A 17,065-nucleotide genomic window follows, 5' to 3' on the forward strand; every position below is an offset into this window, starting at 1 on the left:
CGTGTCCGTGGCAGGTGCGGCCGTGGAACGCCGGCTCGCCGACATCGAACGACGGTGCCGCGGCGGGGTGGACACCGGCACGCTGGGCACGGAGATCGTCGGCCGTCTGCGCCGGGTGGTACCGGCGGAGGCGGCCTTCTCCGCGACCGTCGATCCGGTGACCCTGCTGTTCACCTCGGCGACCGCCGAGGATCCGCTCGGTCCCGCGACGGCGATGTTCCTCGACAACGAGTTCGGCGGTCCGGACGTCAACAAGTTCGCGGGCCTCGCCCGGGCGGCGGATCCGGTCGGCTCGCTGGACCGGGCCACCGGCGGCAGCCGGACGGACAGCGCCCGCTACCGGGAGATCATGGCCCCGCTCGGGCTCGGCGACGAACTGCGCGCCGCGCTGGTCACCGGGCACCGCTGCTGGGGTGTGCTGTGCCTGCACCGGGAGGCCTCCTCCCCGGGCTTCACCGCCGAGGAGATCGCCCTGGTCCGGCGGATCGCCCCGGTGCTGGCGGCCGGTCTGCGGACGGCGGTGACCGCCGCGCCGACCTCACCCGCCGCAGTCGGTGCGGACGGGGTGGGTCTGATCCTGCTCGACTCCGCGCTCAGGACCGTGTCCATGAGCCCGGAGGCCGAGCAGTGGCTGGGCGACTTCCCGGACGGCGACCGGCAGGAGGCGGGCCGGCTGCCGGTCAGCGTGCTCGCGGCCGCCGCCGGACCGGTGCCGTCGACGGTCCGCGTCCGCGGGCGCTCGGGCCGGTGGCTCGCCCTGCACACCAGCCGCCTGGGTCCGCAGATCGGCGTGGTGGTGGAACCGGCCCGGCCGGCCGAGCTGGGAGCGGTCCTGCTCAGCGCCCACGGTCTCACCGAGGCCCAGACCCGGGTCGCGGCCCTGGTCATCCGGGGCCACTCCACCCGCCAGCTGGTCGACGAACTGCACATCTCGGCCAACACCGTGCAGGAACACCTGAGCGCCGTGTTCGACAAGTTCGGTGTCCGCAGCCGCCGCGAGCTCGTCGCCGTGGTCCTGGCCGACCTGTCGGGGTTCACCTAGCGCCGCCGACGCCGCCCCAGGGCCGCGCGCCCGGCGACGAGCGCTCCGCCGGCGTACCCGCTGCCGGACGCCACCGCCCGGTCCGGCACCGACCGGCACCGACCGGCACCGACCGGCAACAGCAGACGGACGGCGGACGGCGGAGCGGGTCCGGCCTCATCCGGTCGCCGCGCCCTGCGGGCATGACGGGCTCCCGGTGGCTCGGAGTGCTCTGGCAGCGGGCGGGCGGACGGACGTCCGAGGGGTCGGCCGCGCCCGGGTCCCACGCTCCCAGGCGCCCCTCACATCCCGCCGACACGACGCTGTCCCGCCGCTGTCCCCCCGCTGGCATCCCACCGGCACCGGCGGGCGGCCGACCCGCCGTCACTTCAGCGTGGTGAGCCACTCCTCGACGGTGGTGACCTCGGCCTGGCGGGGGAAGACCTTGCCGGTCAGGACGCGGTGGACCTCCGGATCGGCGTCGGCGCAGCCGTCGGAGAGAACAGTGAGGCGGTAGTCGAGGTCGGCGGCCTGGCGGACGGTGGACAGCACGACGCCACTGGTCGCGATACCGGTGAGGACGAGGTGCTCGATCCCGGCGCCGCGCAGCACGAGGTCGAGGTCGCTGCCCGCGAAGGCGCTGATCCGCTTCTTGGTGACCACGGTGTCGCCCTGCCGGGGGGTCAGCTCGGGGTGGACGGCGGCGCCGGGGTCGGCGGGGGTGAAGGCGCCCGGCGGCAGGGCGCCGAAGCTCTTGTTGCGCGCGGCGATCTCGGGGTGGCCGGGCCGGAAGCCGAGGACGACGTACACGACCGGGATGTCCGCGGCCCGGGCGGCTTCGACGGCGCGGGCGAGCCGGGGCAGGTAGTCGGGCTGGTCGATGCGGCTCACGATGCCGACCTGGATGTCCATCACGAGCAGGGCGGTGCCGTTCACGGCGGTGTCTCCTTCGATTCGATGCGATGCGGGGCAAGGCGTGGCGGGGCGCGGTGTGGAACGGGTGCTGGGGAGCGCTACCGGCCGCGGCTCGGGGCGTCTCCCGCCGCAGCCGGCCCGGCCGGTGCGGGCGGTGCGGCGGTGTCCGGCGGCGGGGCGCCGACCTGCCGCAGCGAGCGGTCGGCGACGGTGACCAGCAGGTACAGGACGGCGGCGGCGAGCATGAACCAGGCCAGCTGGTGCAGGCCCACGGTGTCGGCGCCGTTCCCGAGGAAGGCCCCGGTGGCTGCGGCGGCGACGATCGCTCCGAGGTAGCCGAAGGTGCGCAGCAGGCCGGCCGAGGAGCCGATCCGCACGGGGTCCGCCTGGTGGTAGACGGCGCTCTGCAGGGCGAGCCCGTTGAGGCCCTGCGGGATGCCGAAGGCGAGCGCCACCACCAGCAGCAGCCAGACCGGGGCGTGCGGGCCGAGCAGCAGGACGAGTGTGCAGGCGGCGATCTGGCCGAGCGCGCCGGCGAGGAGTTTGCCGCGGATCCGGCGGCGGCGGCCGGCGACCGCGGAGACGACGATCGCCGTGGCGAAGAGCGGGAGTTGGACCAGGCCGGCCTGCGGGGCGGTCAGGCCGCGGCCCTCCTGCATCCACTGGGTGCAGCCGTAGAGGAAGGCGTAGGCGACGGTGTAGGCGAGCAGGGCGCGTGCGTAGGTGGCGAGCAGCGGCAGGTTGCCGCCGAGTACCCGCAGGTCGATGAACGGGTTGGCGGCGCGGTGCTCGCGGCGGGCGAAGCACGCGGCCGCGAGGACGGTGACGGCGGGCAGGTACCAGTCCGCGGCCGCGGGGTGCATCAGGAACAGCAGCAGCGGGACGAGTGCCGTGGCGAACAGGGCCATCCCGGCGAGGTCGAGGGTGGCGGCGAGGCTGCCGTGGGTGCGGCGCGCCGGGGCGGTGCGCGGGAGCCGGCGGGCGCCGAGGTACAGCCCGGCGAGGGCGAGCGGGATGTTGACGGCGAGGGTGGTGCGCCAGCCGCCGAGGCCGATCAGCAGGCCGCCGAGCGAAGGGCCGATCACGGCGACGGTCTGGGTGGTGACGGCGAGCGCGGTCAGTACGGCGGCGGGGCTGTCGCGGCCGGTGCGGTCGGCCTCGCTGCGTACCAGGTACATGGCGGCGGGGTAGCCGGCGCAGGTGCCGAAGCCGAGCAGGACGCGGGCGGCGATCAGCACGCCGAGGTTCGGGGCGAACATGCCGACCACGCCGGCGACGCCGGTCAGCGCGGTGCCGGCCAGGAACAGCCGGCGCGGCCCGTGCAGGTCGATGAGCCGGCCGACGACGGGCTGGCCGATCGCGGTGGCCAGGTAGAGCTCGGAGACCAGCCAGGCGGTGGCGGCGGGCGCGGCGCCGAAGGCGGCGCCGATCGGTACCAGGGAGACGGCGAGGATCGCCGAGTTCACCGGGTTGAGGATCGCGCCGAGCATCATCGGGGCGAGCAGCCGGCGGTCGAAGGCGTCCTTCGGTGCGCCGGTCCGGCCGGGGCGGGGGGCGGAGTGGAGGGTGCGCAGGTTCATGCGTCGGACAGCCTGTCCAGCAGGGCCAGTGCCTTGACGACGGTCTGCCGTTCCTGCTCGGTGAAGTGGGCCTGCAGGGAGCGGGCCAGCCACTCCTCGCCGGCGCGCCGGCAGTCCGCCAGGAAGGCCAGGCCGGTGTCGCTGAGCGAGACCAGGTGCCGGCGGCCGTCGCCGGGGTCGGGGCGGCGCAGGACGAGGCCGCGCTCGTCGAGGACGGCGAGCGTGGCGGCCATCGACTGCGGCCGGACCCGTTCGGCGGCGGCCAGGTCGCTGGCGGAGGCCGGGCCGTCCTTGCTCAGCCGGCTGAGCACGGAGGTCTGGGTGGGGGTGAGCCCGTCGGTGTCGTACGTCTGCCTGAGGCGGCGGCGCAGCCGGCTGAAGACCACGCGCAGCTCCTGCGCCGCGCGGACGGCGGAGTCGGTGACGAGGGCGGTGGGCTGTTCCATGCTTCCCACGCTAGATCCATCAGGCTGAACTGTCCAGTTTTGCTGTACAGCTGGGCTGCCCACTGTCGGGCCTGGCCTGGGCCTGTGGGGCCTGTAGGTCCGGGCCCGCCGGACCGGGCCCGTCGGTCGGGTCCGGTCCGGCAGGGTCCGGCGTCAGGCCAGTGCGGCTCCGCCGTCGAGGGTGAGCACGGTGCCGGTCGCATAGCCGTTGCCCAGGAGGTGGAGGTAGGCCGCCGCGGCCTCCTCGGGGCTGCCGACGCGCTGCACGGGAAGGCCGCTGCCCTGCGCGCGCAGGAACGCCTCCGGCTCGGGCACGCTGCTCTCCCAGAGCTCGGTGCGGATCGCGCCGAGGCGGACCGCGTTGACCCGCAGGGGGGCGAGTTCCAGGGCCAGGGCCCGCGTCAGCCCTTCGACGGCCGCGGTGATGCTCGCGCCGAGCGAGGCTCCGGGGACGGGCCGGGTGGCGAAGGCGCCGGAGGTGAAGGTGATCGAGCCGCCGGGACGGAGCTTCGGCGTCGCGTACTTCGCGGCGAGCAGGGCGCCCCAGAAGCGGCGCTCGAAGAACGTCCGGGACTCCTCGGCGGTGAGGTCGGCGAGGGGCTTCAGCAGCAGGGGTTCGCCCGCCGTGTAGACGAGGTGGTCGAACTGGCCGGTCCGGTCGAAGAACGCGGCGAGCGCGGCCTCGTCGGCGACGTCCAGTACGAGGCCTTCGACCCTGCCGCCGCCGAGCCTCTTCACCGCCAGGTCGACCCGGCCCTCGCTGCTGGAGGCGACGACGACGTTCGAGCCCTGGGCCGCCGCGGCCTGCGCGACGGCGAATCCGACGCCGGAGGTACCGCCGATGACGACGACACGCCGGGTGTCCGCTGTGTTGTTGATGTTGGTCATGGCGAGGACGCTACGTGGGGCGAGCGAGACGCTGAATGGCTTGAACTCTTGATTCCCTGTCCGATCGTCTTGACCTCCCGTCACGCTAGGGTGCGGGGGTGGACATCCTCAGCGATACGCTCGCGGCCCTGCGCACCGGGCGTCCGTCCGTGGTCCGTACCGACGCGCGGGCGCCGTGGGGTGTGCGCTTCCAGCCCATCGCCGGGGCGGGGTTCCACGTCGTCGTCGAGGGGAACTGCTTCCTCCTGCCGGTCGGCGGCGACCCGTTGGCGCTGGGGCCCGGCGACGTCGTGTTCCTGCGGCGCGGCACCGACCACGCCATCTGCGACGCGCTCACCAGCGAACCGGTCCCCTTCGAACCCGACCGCGTCAACACCTCTTCGCCGATCGGGCGTTTCACCATCGAGGGCGACGGCGCCCGCAGCGTGCTGGTGTGCGGGGCGTACCACCTCGACATCGACCGGCCGCACCCGCTGCTCGGCGACCTCCCGGAGGTCATCCACCTCCCGGCCGGCCCCGGCCGCCCTCCGGCGCTGCGCTCGGCGGTCGACCAGCTCTGCGCCGAGATCCACCGGCCCCGGCCGGGTTCGGACTCGGTGGTCACCGCGCTCGTCGATCTGCTGCTCCTGTACATCCTGCGGTCCTGGTACGCCGAGTTGCCCGGGGAGCGGACCCAGGGCTGGGCCTCGGCGCTGAACGACCCGCTGATCGCCCCGGCGCTGAGGGCGATCCACGACGACCCGGCGCATCCGTGGACCGTCGAGTCGCTGGGGCGCCGGGCCGGGCTGTCGCGCGCCGCGTTCGCCCGGCGGTTCACCACGGTGGTCGGCGAGCCGCCGCTCGGCTACCTGACGATGTGGCGGATGGCCGTCGCGGCGCGGATGCTGCGCGAGACGGCCGACTCGCTGGGTGCCGTGGCCGGGAACGCCGGCTACACCTCGGAATTCGCCTTCGCGAAGGCGTTCAAGCGGCACTTCGGCGCGCCGCCGGGGGCCTACCGGCGGGAGCGGCGGACGGCGGAGGCTCCACCGTCGGCGCCGGGCTGACGCTCCCGCTCCGACCCTCCCGATCCGACGCTGTCGGTCCGACCCGCTCCCGGGCCGGAGTTCACAGGTCGGTGGCCCGCTCGTGCCTGGGCTCGTACAGCCCCACCGAGCCGCCGCCCGGCAGGCGGATGCCGGTCAGCCGTCCCCAGCGCAGATCGGTGACGGGCCGGGTGAACTCCACTCCCCTGGCCGTCAGGTCGGCCACGGTCGCCTCCACGTCGTCACACATCAGGTAGAGCTCGTGCGACTCCGGGCCGTCCGTCGGGTGGACGGCGACCTCGGTCGGCGGGAGCTTGAAGATCAGCCAGCCGCCACCCGCGTCGACGTGCGGATACTCCAGCACGTCCCGGAAGAAGGCCCGGTCCGCCTCGGCGTCACGGCTGTGGATGACGACGTGCCCACCAGTGATCATGCGGCCATGGTAGGTCCCGCGGCGGACGCCACCGCGGCACGACACCGTGACGGGGTCCGGCCCGCGCGGCGGGCCGAACGGCCGTCACTCCGCGGCGGGTCCTTGCGCCGCCAGCACCTCGCGCACGGCCGCGTGCAGGGCGTCCCGGTCCTGGTAGAACGTCATGAAGGTGTCGTAGCGGGGGTCGATCAGGCGCAGCGCGGCGGCCTTGGTCAGCTCCACGTTCTCCTGGTCCGCGCCGAGCGGGGCGCGCAGGACGTCGAGCATGACCGGCCTCAGCGCCGGGTGGTCCTGGTCCTGGAGCAGCTGCACCAGGGCGATCCGCTGCGGCCAGTCGTCCAGGGTCCAGTAGAACTGCTCGAGGGCGTCCAGGTGCCCGGGGCGGACCTCGGGGCGCGCGAACTCGATCCCGGTCCAGGACAGCGACCTGACCAGGGACCGGAACCGCTCCACCGCGTGCATGCGCGGCATCCTAGCCGCCCGCGGCCCCCCGGGGTCGCGGGCCGGCTGCGCGGGGGCGGCGGGCGTCAGGCCGGGTGGATGAGGCGGCTCTCGTAGGCGAAGACCACGGCCTGGATCCGGTCGCGGAGTTCGAGCTTGTGCAGGATGCGTCCCAGGTGGGACTTGACGGTCGCCTCGGCGAGGTACAGCGTGGCCGCGATCTCGGTGTTGGACAGGCCGCGGCCCACCTGGACGAGGACCTCGTGTTCGCGGGCGCTGAGCCGGGCCAGCCGTTCGTCGCGGGCGGGGGTGTGGCCTGCGGGGATGTGCGGGCGGAGGTTCTCCAGCAGGCGCCGGGTGATCCGCGGGGAGAGGACCGCGTCGCCCGCGGCGACGTTGCGGATCGCGGTGAGGAGCTCCTCGGGCCTGGTGTTCTTGAGGAGGAAGCCGGAGGCTCCGGCGTTGAGTCCGGCGAAGGCGTACTCGTCCAGGTCGAAGGTGGTGAGGATCAGCACGCGGCTCTGCGGGGAGACCTCGACGACCTGCCGGGTCGCCTCGATCCCGTCGGTCCCGGGCATCCGGACGTCCATCAGGACGACGTCGGGGCGCAGTTCGCGGGCGAGGCGGACGGCTTCGAGGCCGTCCGCGGCCTCGCCGACCGACGCCATGTCGGGCTGGGCCTCCAGGACGGTGCCGAAGGCCATCCGGAGCAGTGCTTCGTCGTCGGCGATCAGGATCCGGATCGTCATGCGGACGCCGCCTCGCCGCTGCCCGGGTGCAGGCGCAGGCGGGTGCGGACGGCCCAGCCGCCGCCCGGGAGCGGTCCGGCCTGCAGGGTCCCCCCGTAGGCGGCCGCGCGTTCGCGCATGCCGGGGATGCCGTGGCCGGTGGGCGCGGCGGCGCGAGGCGGCGGGCAGGGGCCGCTGTCGGTGACGTCGACGGTGACGGTCCCGGCCGCACACCGGATCCGGACGTCGGCGCGGGTGCCGGCGGGTGTGTGCTTGAGGGTGTTGGTCAAGGCTTCCTGTACCAGGCGGTAGACGGTGAGTTGTGCGGTGGCGGGAACGTGGGCGTGGCCGCCGTCGACCTCGAGGCGGGTCGGCAGCCCGGCCGCGCACATCTGGTCGGCGAGGGTGCGCAGTTGGGGGATGCCGGGGAGCGGGTGGCGCTGTGCGTCGGGTTCGTCGGTCCGCAGGACGCCGAGCGAGCGCCGCATGTCGGTCAGGGCCTGCCTGCCCGTCTCGGCGGCCTGACGCATCGCGGTGGTGGTCCGGTCGGGCGCGCGGTGCTGCGCGTAGAGGGCGGCGTCGGTGAGGGCGACCATGACGGACAGGTTGTGGGTGACGATGTCGTGCATCTCACGGGTGATGCGGGTCCGTTCCTCGGCGACGGCCAGCCGTGCCCGCTGTTCGCGTTCCTGCTCCAGGCGTGCGGCCCGTTCCTCCATGGCCGCTAGGTAGGCGCGCGTGGTCCGCACGTTCACGCCGAGGACGGCGGCGGCGACCGCCATCGCGGTGACCGCGACGAACGGTGTCAGGAACGCGCCGTCCGGCGCCCAGCGCAGGCAGGCCAGCAACACCCCCGCCTCCACGACGCAGCCGGCGACGAACGTGGCCCGCCGGCCCGCGTGCGCGGCCGCCGTGTAGAGCGCCACCAGCACCGCGATGTCCGCCGGGAGTTGGACGTCCGCCAGCCACTGGACGAAGGCGGCGGCCGCCACGGCCGCGAACACCACGAGCGGCGCCCGGCGGCGCCACAGCAGCGGCAGCGCGAGGGCGGCGGTCAGGGCGGCGGCCACGGGCAGCTCGTGGAGCGGGTGGGTGGTCAGGACGTTGAGGAGCAGCAGCGCCGGGAGCAGCGCGTCGACCACCACGGGCGGCAGCCGGGGGCTCCGGCGCCCGGCTGCGGTCGCCGACGCCGACGGGGCCGCCGGCCGCAGCGCCGACACCGCGTCCGCCCATGGCATCTGACCCTGTGTCCGGTCCTTCAGCCGGCCCGGTCGGCGCACCCGGTGGGTACGGGCGGGTCCTGCGGCCGCCTCGGTCATCACACGTCCCCGTCGCTCCGGTGTCACGGTGGTCCCGGGCCCGGGGCCACCCCCGCCGGCACGCACCCGCGGCCCTGTCACGCTAGGCCACGGGCCCCATGCGGCGCATGAGTCCACCGTCGGATGAAACCGTGCCGGGATACGACCGCAGGAGGAGAAGGGGTACCAACCGTGGTCGCAAGGCGGCCGCCGGTCCGGCGTGCCCGATTGCCACTCCGGTTGCACCGGGACCGGCGCGGATTGCGACCCCGGTCGCCCGCACCGGCGACCCGGGATCGATGTGGCGGCGCACACCCGGCGCCGACGATGGGCGGGTGACCGAGATCATCCCGGGACTGTCCATGTCCCCCCTGGAAATCCTTGCCCTGCTGGGCGCCCTCGCCCTGGTGCTGGCGCGCTGGCTTCCCCCCGCGGCCCGCCCGCGCGTCACGATCGTGGCGGGCGCGGTTCTGCTGCTGTCCGTGATCCTGCTGGGCGTCGTCGGGATCCGCTGGCAGCTGCTGCCGGTCCTGGCCGGCGCTGCCTTCGCGTTGCCGTTCGCCCTGCTTCCCCTGCTGCGGCGCCGGGCCGGCCGGCCGGCGTGGCGGGCGCGCTGGTGGCTGGCGCTGCCGGGATCGCTGGCCTGCGTCGGCCTGATCGCCACCGGTCCGGCGGCCGCCTGGGCCTTCCCCGTTCCCGTGTTCCCCGTACCGACGGGCAGCTTCGCGGTCGGCACCCGCGTGGTGCAGTGGACCGACCCCCACCGGCCCGAGACCTTCACCGCCGATCCGGACGACCTGCGGACCGTCGTGGTGCAGCTCTGGTACCCCGCGCAGGAGAGCCCCGCGGGCACGCAGCGGGCCCAGTACCTCGGACGTACGGCACGGGAGGCGCGCACCGTCTCCGCTGCCCTCGCCGGTGGGGTCGGCCTGCCCGGGTTCCTCGTCGACGGTCCTGCGCGGGCCCGTTCCCGTTCGGTGTTCGACGCGCCGGTGGCGACCGGCGGGGGGCGGTTCCCCGTCGTGCTGTTCTCGCCCGGTTCGGGCGGGGTGCGCACCCAGAACACGGCCTGGGCGGAGGAGTTGGCCAGCCACGGCTACGTGGTCGCCGCCCTCGACCACCCGTACGACTCCGCGGCCGTGGTCCTCGCCGACGGACGGACGATCACCACCGAGACCCGTTCCAGCGGCGACCCGGACCAGGACGAGAAGCTGGCGGCCGGCTGGACGGCGATCCGGGCCGCCGACCTCGGCTTCGTCCTCACCCAGCTGGAATCGCTGGACCGGGGTGCGCCGGCGGACCCGCTGACCGGACGCCTGGACACCGGCCGGGCCGCGGTGACCGGCCACTCCATGGGCGGCGCGGCCGCCCTGCAGGCGGCCCGCCAGGACCACCGCTTCGCCGCCGTCGTCGACCTCGACGGCTACCCCCACGGCCCCGCCTCCCCCGCCCTCGACCGGCCGGTGCTCGCACTCACCCAGGCCATCACCCCGGCCACCGACCCGCGCTACCTCCCCCGCCTCACCGAGGCGCTCGACCACAGCACCGCGGCCGGCTACCGGCTCACCATCCCCGGCGCCGGGCACCTCACCTTCATGGACGGGCCCCTGTACCTGCCGCCCGTGCCCTCGATAGTCGGTTCCCTCGGGCGCACCAGGAGCCCCCGCGTCGTCGCCGGGGCCACCCTCGCCTTCCTCGACGCCGTTCTGCGGGACGGGCCCGCCGACCCGGCCGGCGCGCTGTCGGCCTACGGCGACCTCACCGTCCACCGCCCGGGCACCAACCCCTGAGGCCGTCCCCGCCCGGCCCGGCCGACATCGCGGCGCACCGCGGTGGTGCCGCGCCGGGCCGGAGCCGCGTCGCACAAGGTCGCGGGTCGAGTCGAACGGGACCTACGGCCGGCGGGCCAGCAGGTGGGCGTCGAGGAAGCCCCGCTCGGAAGCCGGGTCGTGCAGCAGCCGGGCGAAGGGGACGAGACCGGCGTCGGCCAGCAGGCCGGCGAGGCGGTCCACCGGCCAGCTGTAGGCGGGCGTCACCTTGTGGTCGAACCGGACCGGCTCCGGTCCGTCGGTCCCGAAGAAGGAGACCAGGAGCAGCCCGCCGGGTGCCAGGACGCGTACCTGCTCGGCGAGCAGTTCCGGCAGTTCCTCCGGCGGGGTGTGGATCATCGAGTAGTGGGCCAGTACGCCGCCGAGGGCGCCGTCCCCGACCGGCAGGGACTCCATGCGCGCCTCCTCGAAGCGCAGCGCCGGTCGGGCCCGCCGGGCGTGGTCGACCATGCCCGGGGAGAGGTCGAGCCCGAAGGCGTCCAGGCCCAGTTCGTGCAGCATGGCGGTCAGGTGTCCGGGCCCGCACCCGACGTCCGCCACCCGCGGGTTGCCCGTCGCCCGGACCAGTTCGGCGAAGGTGCCGATCATGGCCCGGGCGAACGGCTGCCCCTCCAGCCGATCCGCGAACAGCGAGGCGTACAGCTCGACGACGCCGTCGTAGGCCGCCCTGGTCTCGCTCTGATGATCCGTCACGGGCGGTACTCCGGAGCCGGTCCGGCCGCGCTCCCGTGGCGGGCCGAGGTGAGGGGTTGGGTGGTCATGTGGCGTACCCGCCCCGGGCCGCGCCTTCGAAGCCGGATCCGGCGCAGGATCGAGGCGGGAGCCACGCCGCTCGGCAGGACCACCGTGTCTGCCGGGTCCGCCGTCGGGCCTGCGGAGGTGGGCGCGGGTGCGTGCCGGTCAGGCGAGGGTGAGGAAGAGCTTCTCGAGTTCTTCCTCGGTCATGGGGGCCTGGCTCTCGTCGACGTTGGTCATGCACTGGCGCATGCCACTGGCCACGATCTTGAAGCCGGCGCGGTCGAGGGCTTTGGAGACGGCGGCGAGTTGGGTGACGACGTCCTTGCAGTCGCGGCCGGCTTCGATCATCGCGATGACGCCCGCGAGCTGGCCCTGGGCGCGGCGCAGACGGTTGAGGACTGCGTTGACTGCGTCGTCGTCGACCTTCACCGGTGCCTCCTGGCCTTGTGCTCGATGCCCCCATGGTACCCGAGGGGGTATGTGGTCGGCGGGTGTCAGTGGGCGCGGAGACCGGCGAGCGCGGCTTCGAGGTCACCCCGGTCGGGGCGGTTGTGGGGGAGCTTGGCGAGCAGGGCGGCCATGCCGCAGGTGTCGGCGAGGGCGGAGAGGACCAGGCCGCCGGCGATGCCCGCGGAGGCGAGACGGAACACGGGGCGCACGCGGCCGAGGGCGAGGCCGGTCAGCACAACGGTCCCGGCGGTCAGGCGGACCTGGCGTTCCATGCTCCAGGTGGTGCGGGCGCCGCCTTCGGGGTGGTGGAGGGGGTGGCCGCCGGCGGTCCAGGCTGCGGTGCCGCCGGTGAGGGTCGCGGTGGTGATGCCGGCGTCGGCGAGGATCGTGCGGGCGTTCCCGGAGCGGGCGCCGGAGGCGCAGACGACGAGGATGTCGCCGCGGTCGGCGGCCTCGCGGATGTCGGGCAGGGCGCGGGTGAGGTGGTCGAGGGGGATGTTGAGGGCGCCGGGGAGGTGTCCGGTGGCGTATTCGCCGGGGGTGCGGACGTCCAGGACGGTCAGTTCGTGCAGGCGGCGGTGGGCCTGCTGGGCGTCGAGGGCGTGGGGGCGGGGCTGGGACATGGTGCCGTGTTCCGTCCTTGTCGGTGGGTGACCCCCTCCGCAGGAGCGTAGGGGGATGTGTGGGGGTGGGGTGGGGTCGAGGAGGGGTGGGTCGGTCGCCCGGTCAGCGGAGGGCGTCGGCGAGCATGAGGGCGGCGACGGCCAGCAGGGCGGTTGCGAAGGTCCGCTGGAGGGCGGGGCCGGAGATCCGGGCGGCGAGGCGTCTGCCGTCCCAGGCCCCCAGGATCGCCGCGCCGGTGAAGGGGGCAATGACCGTCCAGTTCAGGGGGGTGTGGGTCCCTGCGCGGGCGCCGAGCGCGGCGACGGAGTTGACGGCGATCACCAAGAGGCTGGTGCCGACCGCGGTTCGCATGCGCAGGCCCAGGACGGAGACGAGGGCGGGGACGGCCAGGAATCCGCCGCCGACGCCCAGGAAGCCGGTGACCGCGCCGAGTCCGGCGCCCGCTGCGGCCGCCCGTGCGGGCCGGACGGCCCGGGGCTGCCGCTCGGCGGGCCGGGGCCTGAACATGGCCAGTGCGGCGAGCGCCGCGATGACGGCGAACCCGGCGGTGAGCGCCGCCTCGGGCACCCGGGCGGAGAGGGTGGCGGCGGCGATGGCGGGTGGGATGCCGGCGGCGGCGAACGGTACGCCGGTCCTCCAGCGGACGGTGCCGCCGGTGGCGTGGGTGAGCAGCGCGGTGGCGGAGGTCGCGGTGACGATGATCAGCGAGGCGGTGGTCGCGGCGGCCGGGGTGAAGCCCAGGAGGTAGATCAGGGCGGGGACGGCGAGGACGCTGCCGCCACCGCCGAGCGCCCCGAGGGCCAGCCCGATGACGGCCCCGGCGGTGAGGGCGAGGAGGAGCGTGCTCACGCGGTCCGGCCGCGGCTTCCGCGGTCGTCGACGACCGGGAGCCCGGCCGCGGCCCAGGCGTTCATGCCGCCCGCCACGTCGACGGCCTCGGCCCCGCGGCCGGTCAGGAGCTTGGCCGCCTGCTGGGAGCGGTGCCCGGAGCGACAGATCACCACCAGCGGACGGTCCTGCGCGGCCGGGGGCAGGGCGCCGCCGGCCAGGAGGTGGGAGAGCGGGGCGTGGATGGCGCCGGGGGCGTGTCCGGCGGTCCATTCGGCCTGTTCGCGCACGTCCAGAAGGACGGCAGCGCCATCGGCGGTGCGCCGGCGGGCCTGGTCGGGGGTGATGCGCGCGGTGCGGCGGAAGAGGAACATCCGTCGTCCTTCCAGTACTTCGGGGGATGCCGGCAGTTCGGGGGTGCCGGTACGTCGGGGGATACCAGCACTTCGGGGGATGCCGGTACGTCGGGGGGATGCCGGTACGTCGGGGGACGGTGGTTCAGCTGCCGTCGGTCAGGGGCAGTCCGGCCCGGGCGGCGGCGTCGAAGGAGTCGTCGACGGCGACGACGTCGCGGCCGGCCGCGTCGAGGAGGGAGGCGGCGATGGCCGCGCGCATCCCGCCCGCGCAGTGCACCCACACCGTTCCGGGCGGGACGTCGGCCAGCCGCCGGTGCAGGTCGTGGACGGGGATGTGGACGGATCCGGTGATGAAGCCCTTGGCGCGTTCGGAGGTGCGGCGTACGTCCAGGACCACCGTGTCGGGTCCGGGCGCCTGTGCGGCGAGGCCGGCGAAGGTGGCGCGCGGGAAGGAGCGCGGGGTGTCGCCGTCGGGTGTCCAGTCCCGGGGGGTGCCGGTGGCCGCGGCGGCGGGGCGGTCGAGGCCGACGCGGACCAGTTCGCGTTGGGCGGCGGCGAGTTGGGCGGGTGAGTCGGCGAGCAGGGTGACGGGCTTGCCCCAGGGGATCATCCAGGCCAGGTAGGTGGCCGGCTTTCCCTCGGCCTCGAAGTTGAAGGACCCCGCCACGTGCCCGTCGGCGAACGCGATCCGGCTGCGCAGGTCGACCACCCACTCCCCCGCGGCCAGCCGGGCGGCGATGTCGGCCGCGTCGGTCAGGGGCGGCGCGCCGAGGTCGACCGGGGCGGGGCCGGCGGCGTTGGCCGGGCCCATGTGGGCGTAGTAGGCGGGTACGTCCTCCAGGCCGGCCAGCAGGCCGGCCACGAAGGATTCGACGTCCTTGACCAGGGCGTCGTTGACGGTCTTCTCCTTGCCGATGGTGGTGGCGTCGCCCTCGGACTGCGAGGAGGAGCAGAAACTGCCGAACTCGTGGGTCGGCAGGACCGGCGTCTCGTCGGGGAGCTCGGCCGCCAGACGGTGGGCGGAGGCGTGCTGGGCGCGGGCCAGGTGCTCGGTCAGGCGGGGCTCGACCAGGTCGGGGCGGCCCACCGAGCCGATCAGCAGCGATCCGCCGGTGAAGACCGCCGCCACCCGCCCGCCCTCCTCCAGGACGTAGGAGGTGTGGTGGGGGGTGTGGCCGGGGGTGGCCAGAGCGCGCAGTGCGAGGCCTTCGTCGATGTCGGCGGTGTCGCCGTCGGCCACCGGGGTGCGGGCGAAGGAGACGTGGGCGGCGGCCGGCACGAGGTAGGCGGCGCCGGTCAGGCGGGCCAGGTCCAGGCCGCCGGTGACGTAGTCGTTGTGGAGGTGGGTCTCCACCACGTGGGAGATCCGCACCCCGCGGACGGCGGCCGCCGCCAGGACCCGGTCGATGTCGCGGGGCGGGTCGATCACCACGGCGGTGGCGGCGCCACCCGCCAGGTAGCTCCGGTTTCCGAGGCCCTCGGTGTCGATGGTGTCGATGAAGAACACGCGGCTGCTCCTTTCGGCCGAAATGTACCCCCCGGGGTATAGACCGAGCGTAGCACGGGTACCCCCGGGGGTATTTTTTCCGCGCCTGCGCGACCCGGGCACCCCTCACGGCCCAGGAGCCCTGCCCGACACCGCACGAACTTTCTCCCCTGGCCCCGTAACGCGGTTCCGGACCTCAGGCGTCTACCTGCCGGAAGACAGCACGGGAGGGAACGAAACGTGATCGGCAGCAGGTCAGGGGCGCAGAGCCAACGGGAGTTCGAGGAGTTCGCCTGCACGAGGGGCACGGCGCTGTTCCGGACGGCGCTCCTGCTGTGCGGGGACTGGCACCTGGCCGAGGACCTCACCCAGAGCGCCCTCGCCCGGATCTACGCGTCCTGGGGACGGGTGCGGCGGGCCGACAGCCCGGAGGCGTACGCACGCAGAATCCTCCTCCGCACCTACCTCTCGCACCGGCGCCTGCGGCGCACGGCGGAACGGCCCGCCATCGGCGAACTGCCCGAACGGGAGACCGCCGCCGAGGACCCCAGCCTCCGGATCACCCTGCTGTCGGCCCTGGCCCTGCTCCCGCCCCGCGACCGCGCGGTCCTGGTGCTGCGCTACTGGGAGGACCGCAGCGTCGAGGAGACCGCCGCCGAACTCGGCCTGAACGTCGGCGCGGTGCGGACCCGCAGCCTGCGCGCCCTCAACCGGCTGCGGGCGCAGCTCGGCGAACAGCTGACCGGTCTCGGCAGCTCGTAGCCGCCGCCCGCGGCCGGACCAACCTCCCGGGCGCGCACGGCAAGAACGACCGGAACCACAAGAACGACGCGAACGACGCGGACCACGTGAACGACGACTCGACGTGAAGGACAGGACAGGAGCACGGCATGGACGCGATGCACGGATCCGACCGCGATGGGCAGGCGCTGCGCGAGGCGCTCGGGCGGGCGGTCGGCGGGGCGGCACCGGACCTGGCGACGCTGGTCGCCGGCGCGGCCGCCGAAGGAAGGACGATCCGCCTGCGGCGGCGGGCCGCGACGGCGGCTGCGGTCACGGCGGTCGGCGCGCTGGCCGTAGGCGGCCTGCTGGTGCTGCCGCACGCGCACCCGGCAGCCCCGCCCGCGACGACCGCGGCCCCGCGGCCGCCCGTCCCGGCCACCGGGACCACCACGGTCGGTACGGTGCCGCTGACCGGGCAGGCCGCGGTCGGGAAGCTGATCGCGCTGCTCCCGCCCGGCTCTCCGATCGGCGGGTTCAGCGGGAGCGAGACCCTGCCCGGCCGGAGCCGCCCGGAGGTGCGGGGCGAGGTCGTGTACGACGGCGGCCACGGGTCCGCCGCGATCGGGGTGACGGTCGAACCGGACTGGAGCCCGGACCCGAACCACCCCACCGGCGTCGAGGACTTCTTCGCCTGCGCCTCCCGCGGGCCGATGTCCTACTGCCGGACCACCGTTCTGCCGGACGGCGGCCGGCTGCTGGTGTGGGAGGGGAAGGTGTTCTCCCAGATCCAGCGCGGCGCCGACCTGCTGCGCGCGGACGGCGTCCGGGTCACCGCCAGCACCACCAGCCTCATGGATGCCCGGCGCGAGACCGTCCTGACCGAGCAACCTCCGCTCAGTCTGCAGCAGTTGGAGGCCGTCGTGCGGGACCCTGGCTGGACCGCCCGGATCGACGGCAGCGAGGCCTCGCGAGCGGCCACCGCGATCGCGCCGTACACGGACCAGCACGCGGCCTCCGCCGCCCCGACGCGCTGACGTGCCCGACGCCCTGACGCACCCGCAGGCACCGCCCGGCACCCCGGCCGGGCGGGACCGGGCGGGGACCGGGCGGGAACCGGAACGACCGTCTCGTTGACTGATGAATTGACAGGTACACCCTTCCCGGAGAGATCTCGCCACTCACCCCCGGACGCCGATCGGCCCGCACGCGACCGGCACCCGACCACACAAGCCCCGACCGGCATCGTCCAACTGGCC

Annotated in this window: 19 protein-coding genes; 5 read left to right on the forward strand and 14 right to left on the reverse strand. The window is 74.8% G+C overall.

Annotated features, from left to right (window positions below):
- Positions 1-7 precede the first annotated feature (7 nt).
- Positions 8-1,042 carry a helix-turn-helix transcriptional regulator gene (locus AC2TEW_RS15765; RefSeq protein WP_484623958.1) on the forward strand — a complete coding sequence of 345 codons (1,035 nt, stop codon included), beginning with the start codon at positions 8-10 and terminating at the stop codon, positions 1,040-1,042.
- 363 nt (positions 1,043-1,405) lie between these two features.
- Here AC2TEW_RS15765 and AC2TEW_RS15770 read toward each other — a convergent pair whose 3' ends face one another.
- The 4 genes from AC2TEW_RS15770 to AC2TEW_RS15785 all read right to left on the reverse strand — a co-directional run bounded on the left by AC2TEW_RS15770 (position 1,406) and on the right by AC2TEW_RS15785 (position 4,850).
- Positions 1,406-1,957, reverse strand: coding sequence for a cysteine hydrolase family protein (locus AC2TEW_RS15770; protein WP_484623959.1), 552 nt, complete (start codon positions 1,955-1,957; stop codon positions 1,406-1,408).
- A gap of 77 nt (positions 1,958-2,034) precedes the next feature.
- On the reverse strand, positions 2,035-3,516 hold the full coding sequence (locus AC2TEW_RS15775) for an MFS transporter (protein WP_484623960.1): 1,482 nt from the start codon (positions 3,514-3,516) through the stop codon (positions 2,035-2,037).
- On the reverse strand, positions 3,513-3,962 hold the full coding sequence (locus AC2TEW_RS15780) for a MarR family winged helix-turn-helix transcriptional regulator (protein WP_484623961.1): 450 nt from the start codon (positions 3,960-3,962) through the stop codon (positions 3,513-3,515). The genes AC2TEW_RS15775 and AC2TEW_RS15780 overlap by 4 nt, the downstream gene beginning before the upstream one ends.
- Positions 3,963-4,115: 153 nt before the next feature.
- Complete coding sequence (locus AC2TEW_RS15785; protein ID WP_484623962.1) at positions 4,116-4,850, reverse strand: SDR family oxidoreductase; 735 nt, start codon at positions 4,848-4,850, stop codon at positions 4,116-4,118.
- A 98-nt stretch (positions 4,851-4,948) separates the two neighbouring features.
- Between AC2TEW_RS15785 and AC2TEW_RS15790 the strand changes: the two genes are divergently transcribed.
- Positions 4,949-5,896 (forward strand): AraC family transcriptional regulator, encoded by a 948-nt coding sequence (locus AC2TEW_RS15790; protein ID WP_484623963.1) that lies wholly within the window; start codon positions 4,949-4,951, stop codon positions 5,894-5,896.
- 61 nt (positions 5,897-5,957) lie between these two features.
- On the opposite strand, the gene AC2TEW_RS15795 is transcribed toward AC2TEW_RS15790, so the two are convergent.
- The 4 genes from AC2TEW_RS15795 to AC2TEW_RS15810 all read right to left on the reverse strand — a co-directional run bounded on the left by AC2TEW_RS15795 (position 5,958) and on the right by AC2TEW_RS15810 (position 8,715).
- On the reverse strand, positions 5,958-6,308 hold the full coding sequence (locus AC2TEW_RS15795; RefSeq protein WP_484623964.1) for a VOC family protein: 351 nt from the start codon (positions 6,306-6,308) through the stop codon (positions 5,958-5,960).
- 84 nt (positions 6,309-6,392) lie between these two features.
- Positions 6,393-6,770, reverse strand: a complete 378-nt coding sequence (locus AC2TEW_RS15800) for a hypothetical protein (protein ID WP_484623965.1) — start codon at positions 6,768-6,770, stop codon at positions 6,393-6,395.
- Positions 6,771-6,835: 65 nt separating this feature from the next.
- The gene (locus AC2TEW_RS15805; RefSeq protein WP_484623966.1) at positions 6,836-7,498 is read right to left on the reverse strand and encodes a response regulator; all 663 of its coding nucleotides are present in this window, start codon (positions 7,496-7,498) and stop codon (positions 6,836-6,838) included.
- A complete protein-coding gene (locus AC2TEW_RS15810; protein ID WP_484623967.1) occupies positions 7,495-8,715 on the reverse strand; it encodes a sensor histidine kinase in 1,221 nt (406 codons plus the stop codon). The genes AC2TEW_RS15805 and AC2TEW_RS15810 overlap by 4 nt, the downstream gene beginning before the upstream one ends.
- A gap of 359 nt (positions 8,716-9,074) precedes the next feature.
- Here AC2TEW_RS15810 and AC2TEW_RS15815 point away from each other — a divergent pair, with 359 nt between their 5' ends.
- The gene (locus AC2TEW_RS15815; protein WP_484623968.1) at positions 9,075-10,565 is read left to right on the forward strand and encodes an alpha/beta hydrolase family protein; all 1,491 of its coding nucleotides are present in this window, start codon (positions 9,075-9,077) and stop codon (positions 10,563-10,565) included.
- A gap of 102 nt (positions 10,566-10,667) precedes the next feature.
- Here AC2TEW_RS15815 and AC2TEW_RS15820 read toward each other — a convergent pair whose 3' ends face one another.
- The 6 genes from AC2TEW_RS15820 to AC2TEW_RS15845 form a co-directional block, all read right to left on the reverse strand.
- Positions 10,668-11,297, reverse strand: a complete 630-nt coding sequence (locus AC2TEW_RS15820; protein ID WP_484623969.1) for a class I SAM-dependent methyltransferase — start codon at positions 11,295-11,297, stop codon at positions 10,668-10,670.
- 207 nt (positions 11,298-11,504) lie between these two features.
- A complete protein-coding gene (locus AC2TEW_RS15825; RefSeq protein ID WP_484623970.1) occupies positions 11,505-11,771 on the reverse strand; it encodes a metal-sensitive transcriptional regulator in 267 nt (88 codons plus the stop codon).
- Positions 11,772-11,836: 65 nt separating this feature from the next.
- Positions 11,837-12,415 (reverse strand): rhodanese-like domain-containing protein, encoded by a 579-nt coding sequence (locus AC2TEW_RS15830; protein ID WP_484623971.1) that lies wholly within the window; start codon positions 12,413-12,415, stop codon positions 11,837-11,839.
- Positions 12,416-12,518: 103 nt separating this feature from the next.
- On the reverse strand, positions 12,519-13,265 hold the full coding sequence (locus AC2TEW_RS15835) for a sulfite exporter TauE/SafE family protein (protein ID WP_484623972.1): 747 nt from the start codon (positions 13,263-13,265) through the stop codon (positions 12,519-12,521).
- Positions 13,262-13,618, reverse strand: coding sequence for a rhodanese-like domain-containing protein (locus tag AC2TEW_RS15840; protein WP_484623973.1), 357 nt, complete (start codon positions 13,616-13,618; stop codon positions 13,262-13,264). Before AC2TEW_RS15840 ends, AC2TEW_RS15835 begins: the two co-directional genes overlap by 4 nt.
- A 124-nt stretch (positions 13,619-13,742) precedes the next feature.
- Positions 13,743-15,107 (reverse strand): MBL fold metallo-hydrolase, encoded by a 1,365-nt coding sequence (locus AC2TEW_RS15845; RefSeq protein ID WP_484623974.1) that lies wholly within the window; start codon positions 15,105-15,107, stop codon positions 13,743-13,745.
- A 219-nt stretch (positions 15,108-15,326) separates the two neighbouring features.
- On the opposite strand from AC2TEW_RS15845, the gene AC2TEW_RS15850 reads away from it, so the two are divergent.
- Both AC2TEW_RS15850 and AC2TEW_RS15855 read left to right on the forward strand, forming a co-directional pair.
- The gene (locus AC2TEW_RS15850) at positions 15,327-15,848 is read left to right on the forward strand and encodes a SigE family RNA polymerase sigma factor (protein ID WP_484623975.1); all 522 of its coding nucleotides are present in this window, start codon (positions 15,327-15,329) and stop codon (positions 15,846-15,848) included.
- 128 nt (positions 15,849-15,976) lie between these two features.
- Positions 15,977-16,843 (forward strand): hypothetical protein, encoded by an 867-nt coding sequence (locus tag AC2TEW_RS15855; protein ID WP_484623976.1) that lies wholly within the window; start codon positions 15,977-15,979, stop codon positions 16,841-16,843.
- The last annotated feature ends 222 nt before the right edge of the window (positions 16,844-17,065 follow it).

The organism is Kitasatospora sp. NEAU-CNBT7, assembly GCF_057220535.1.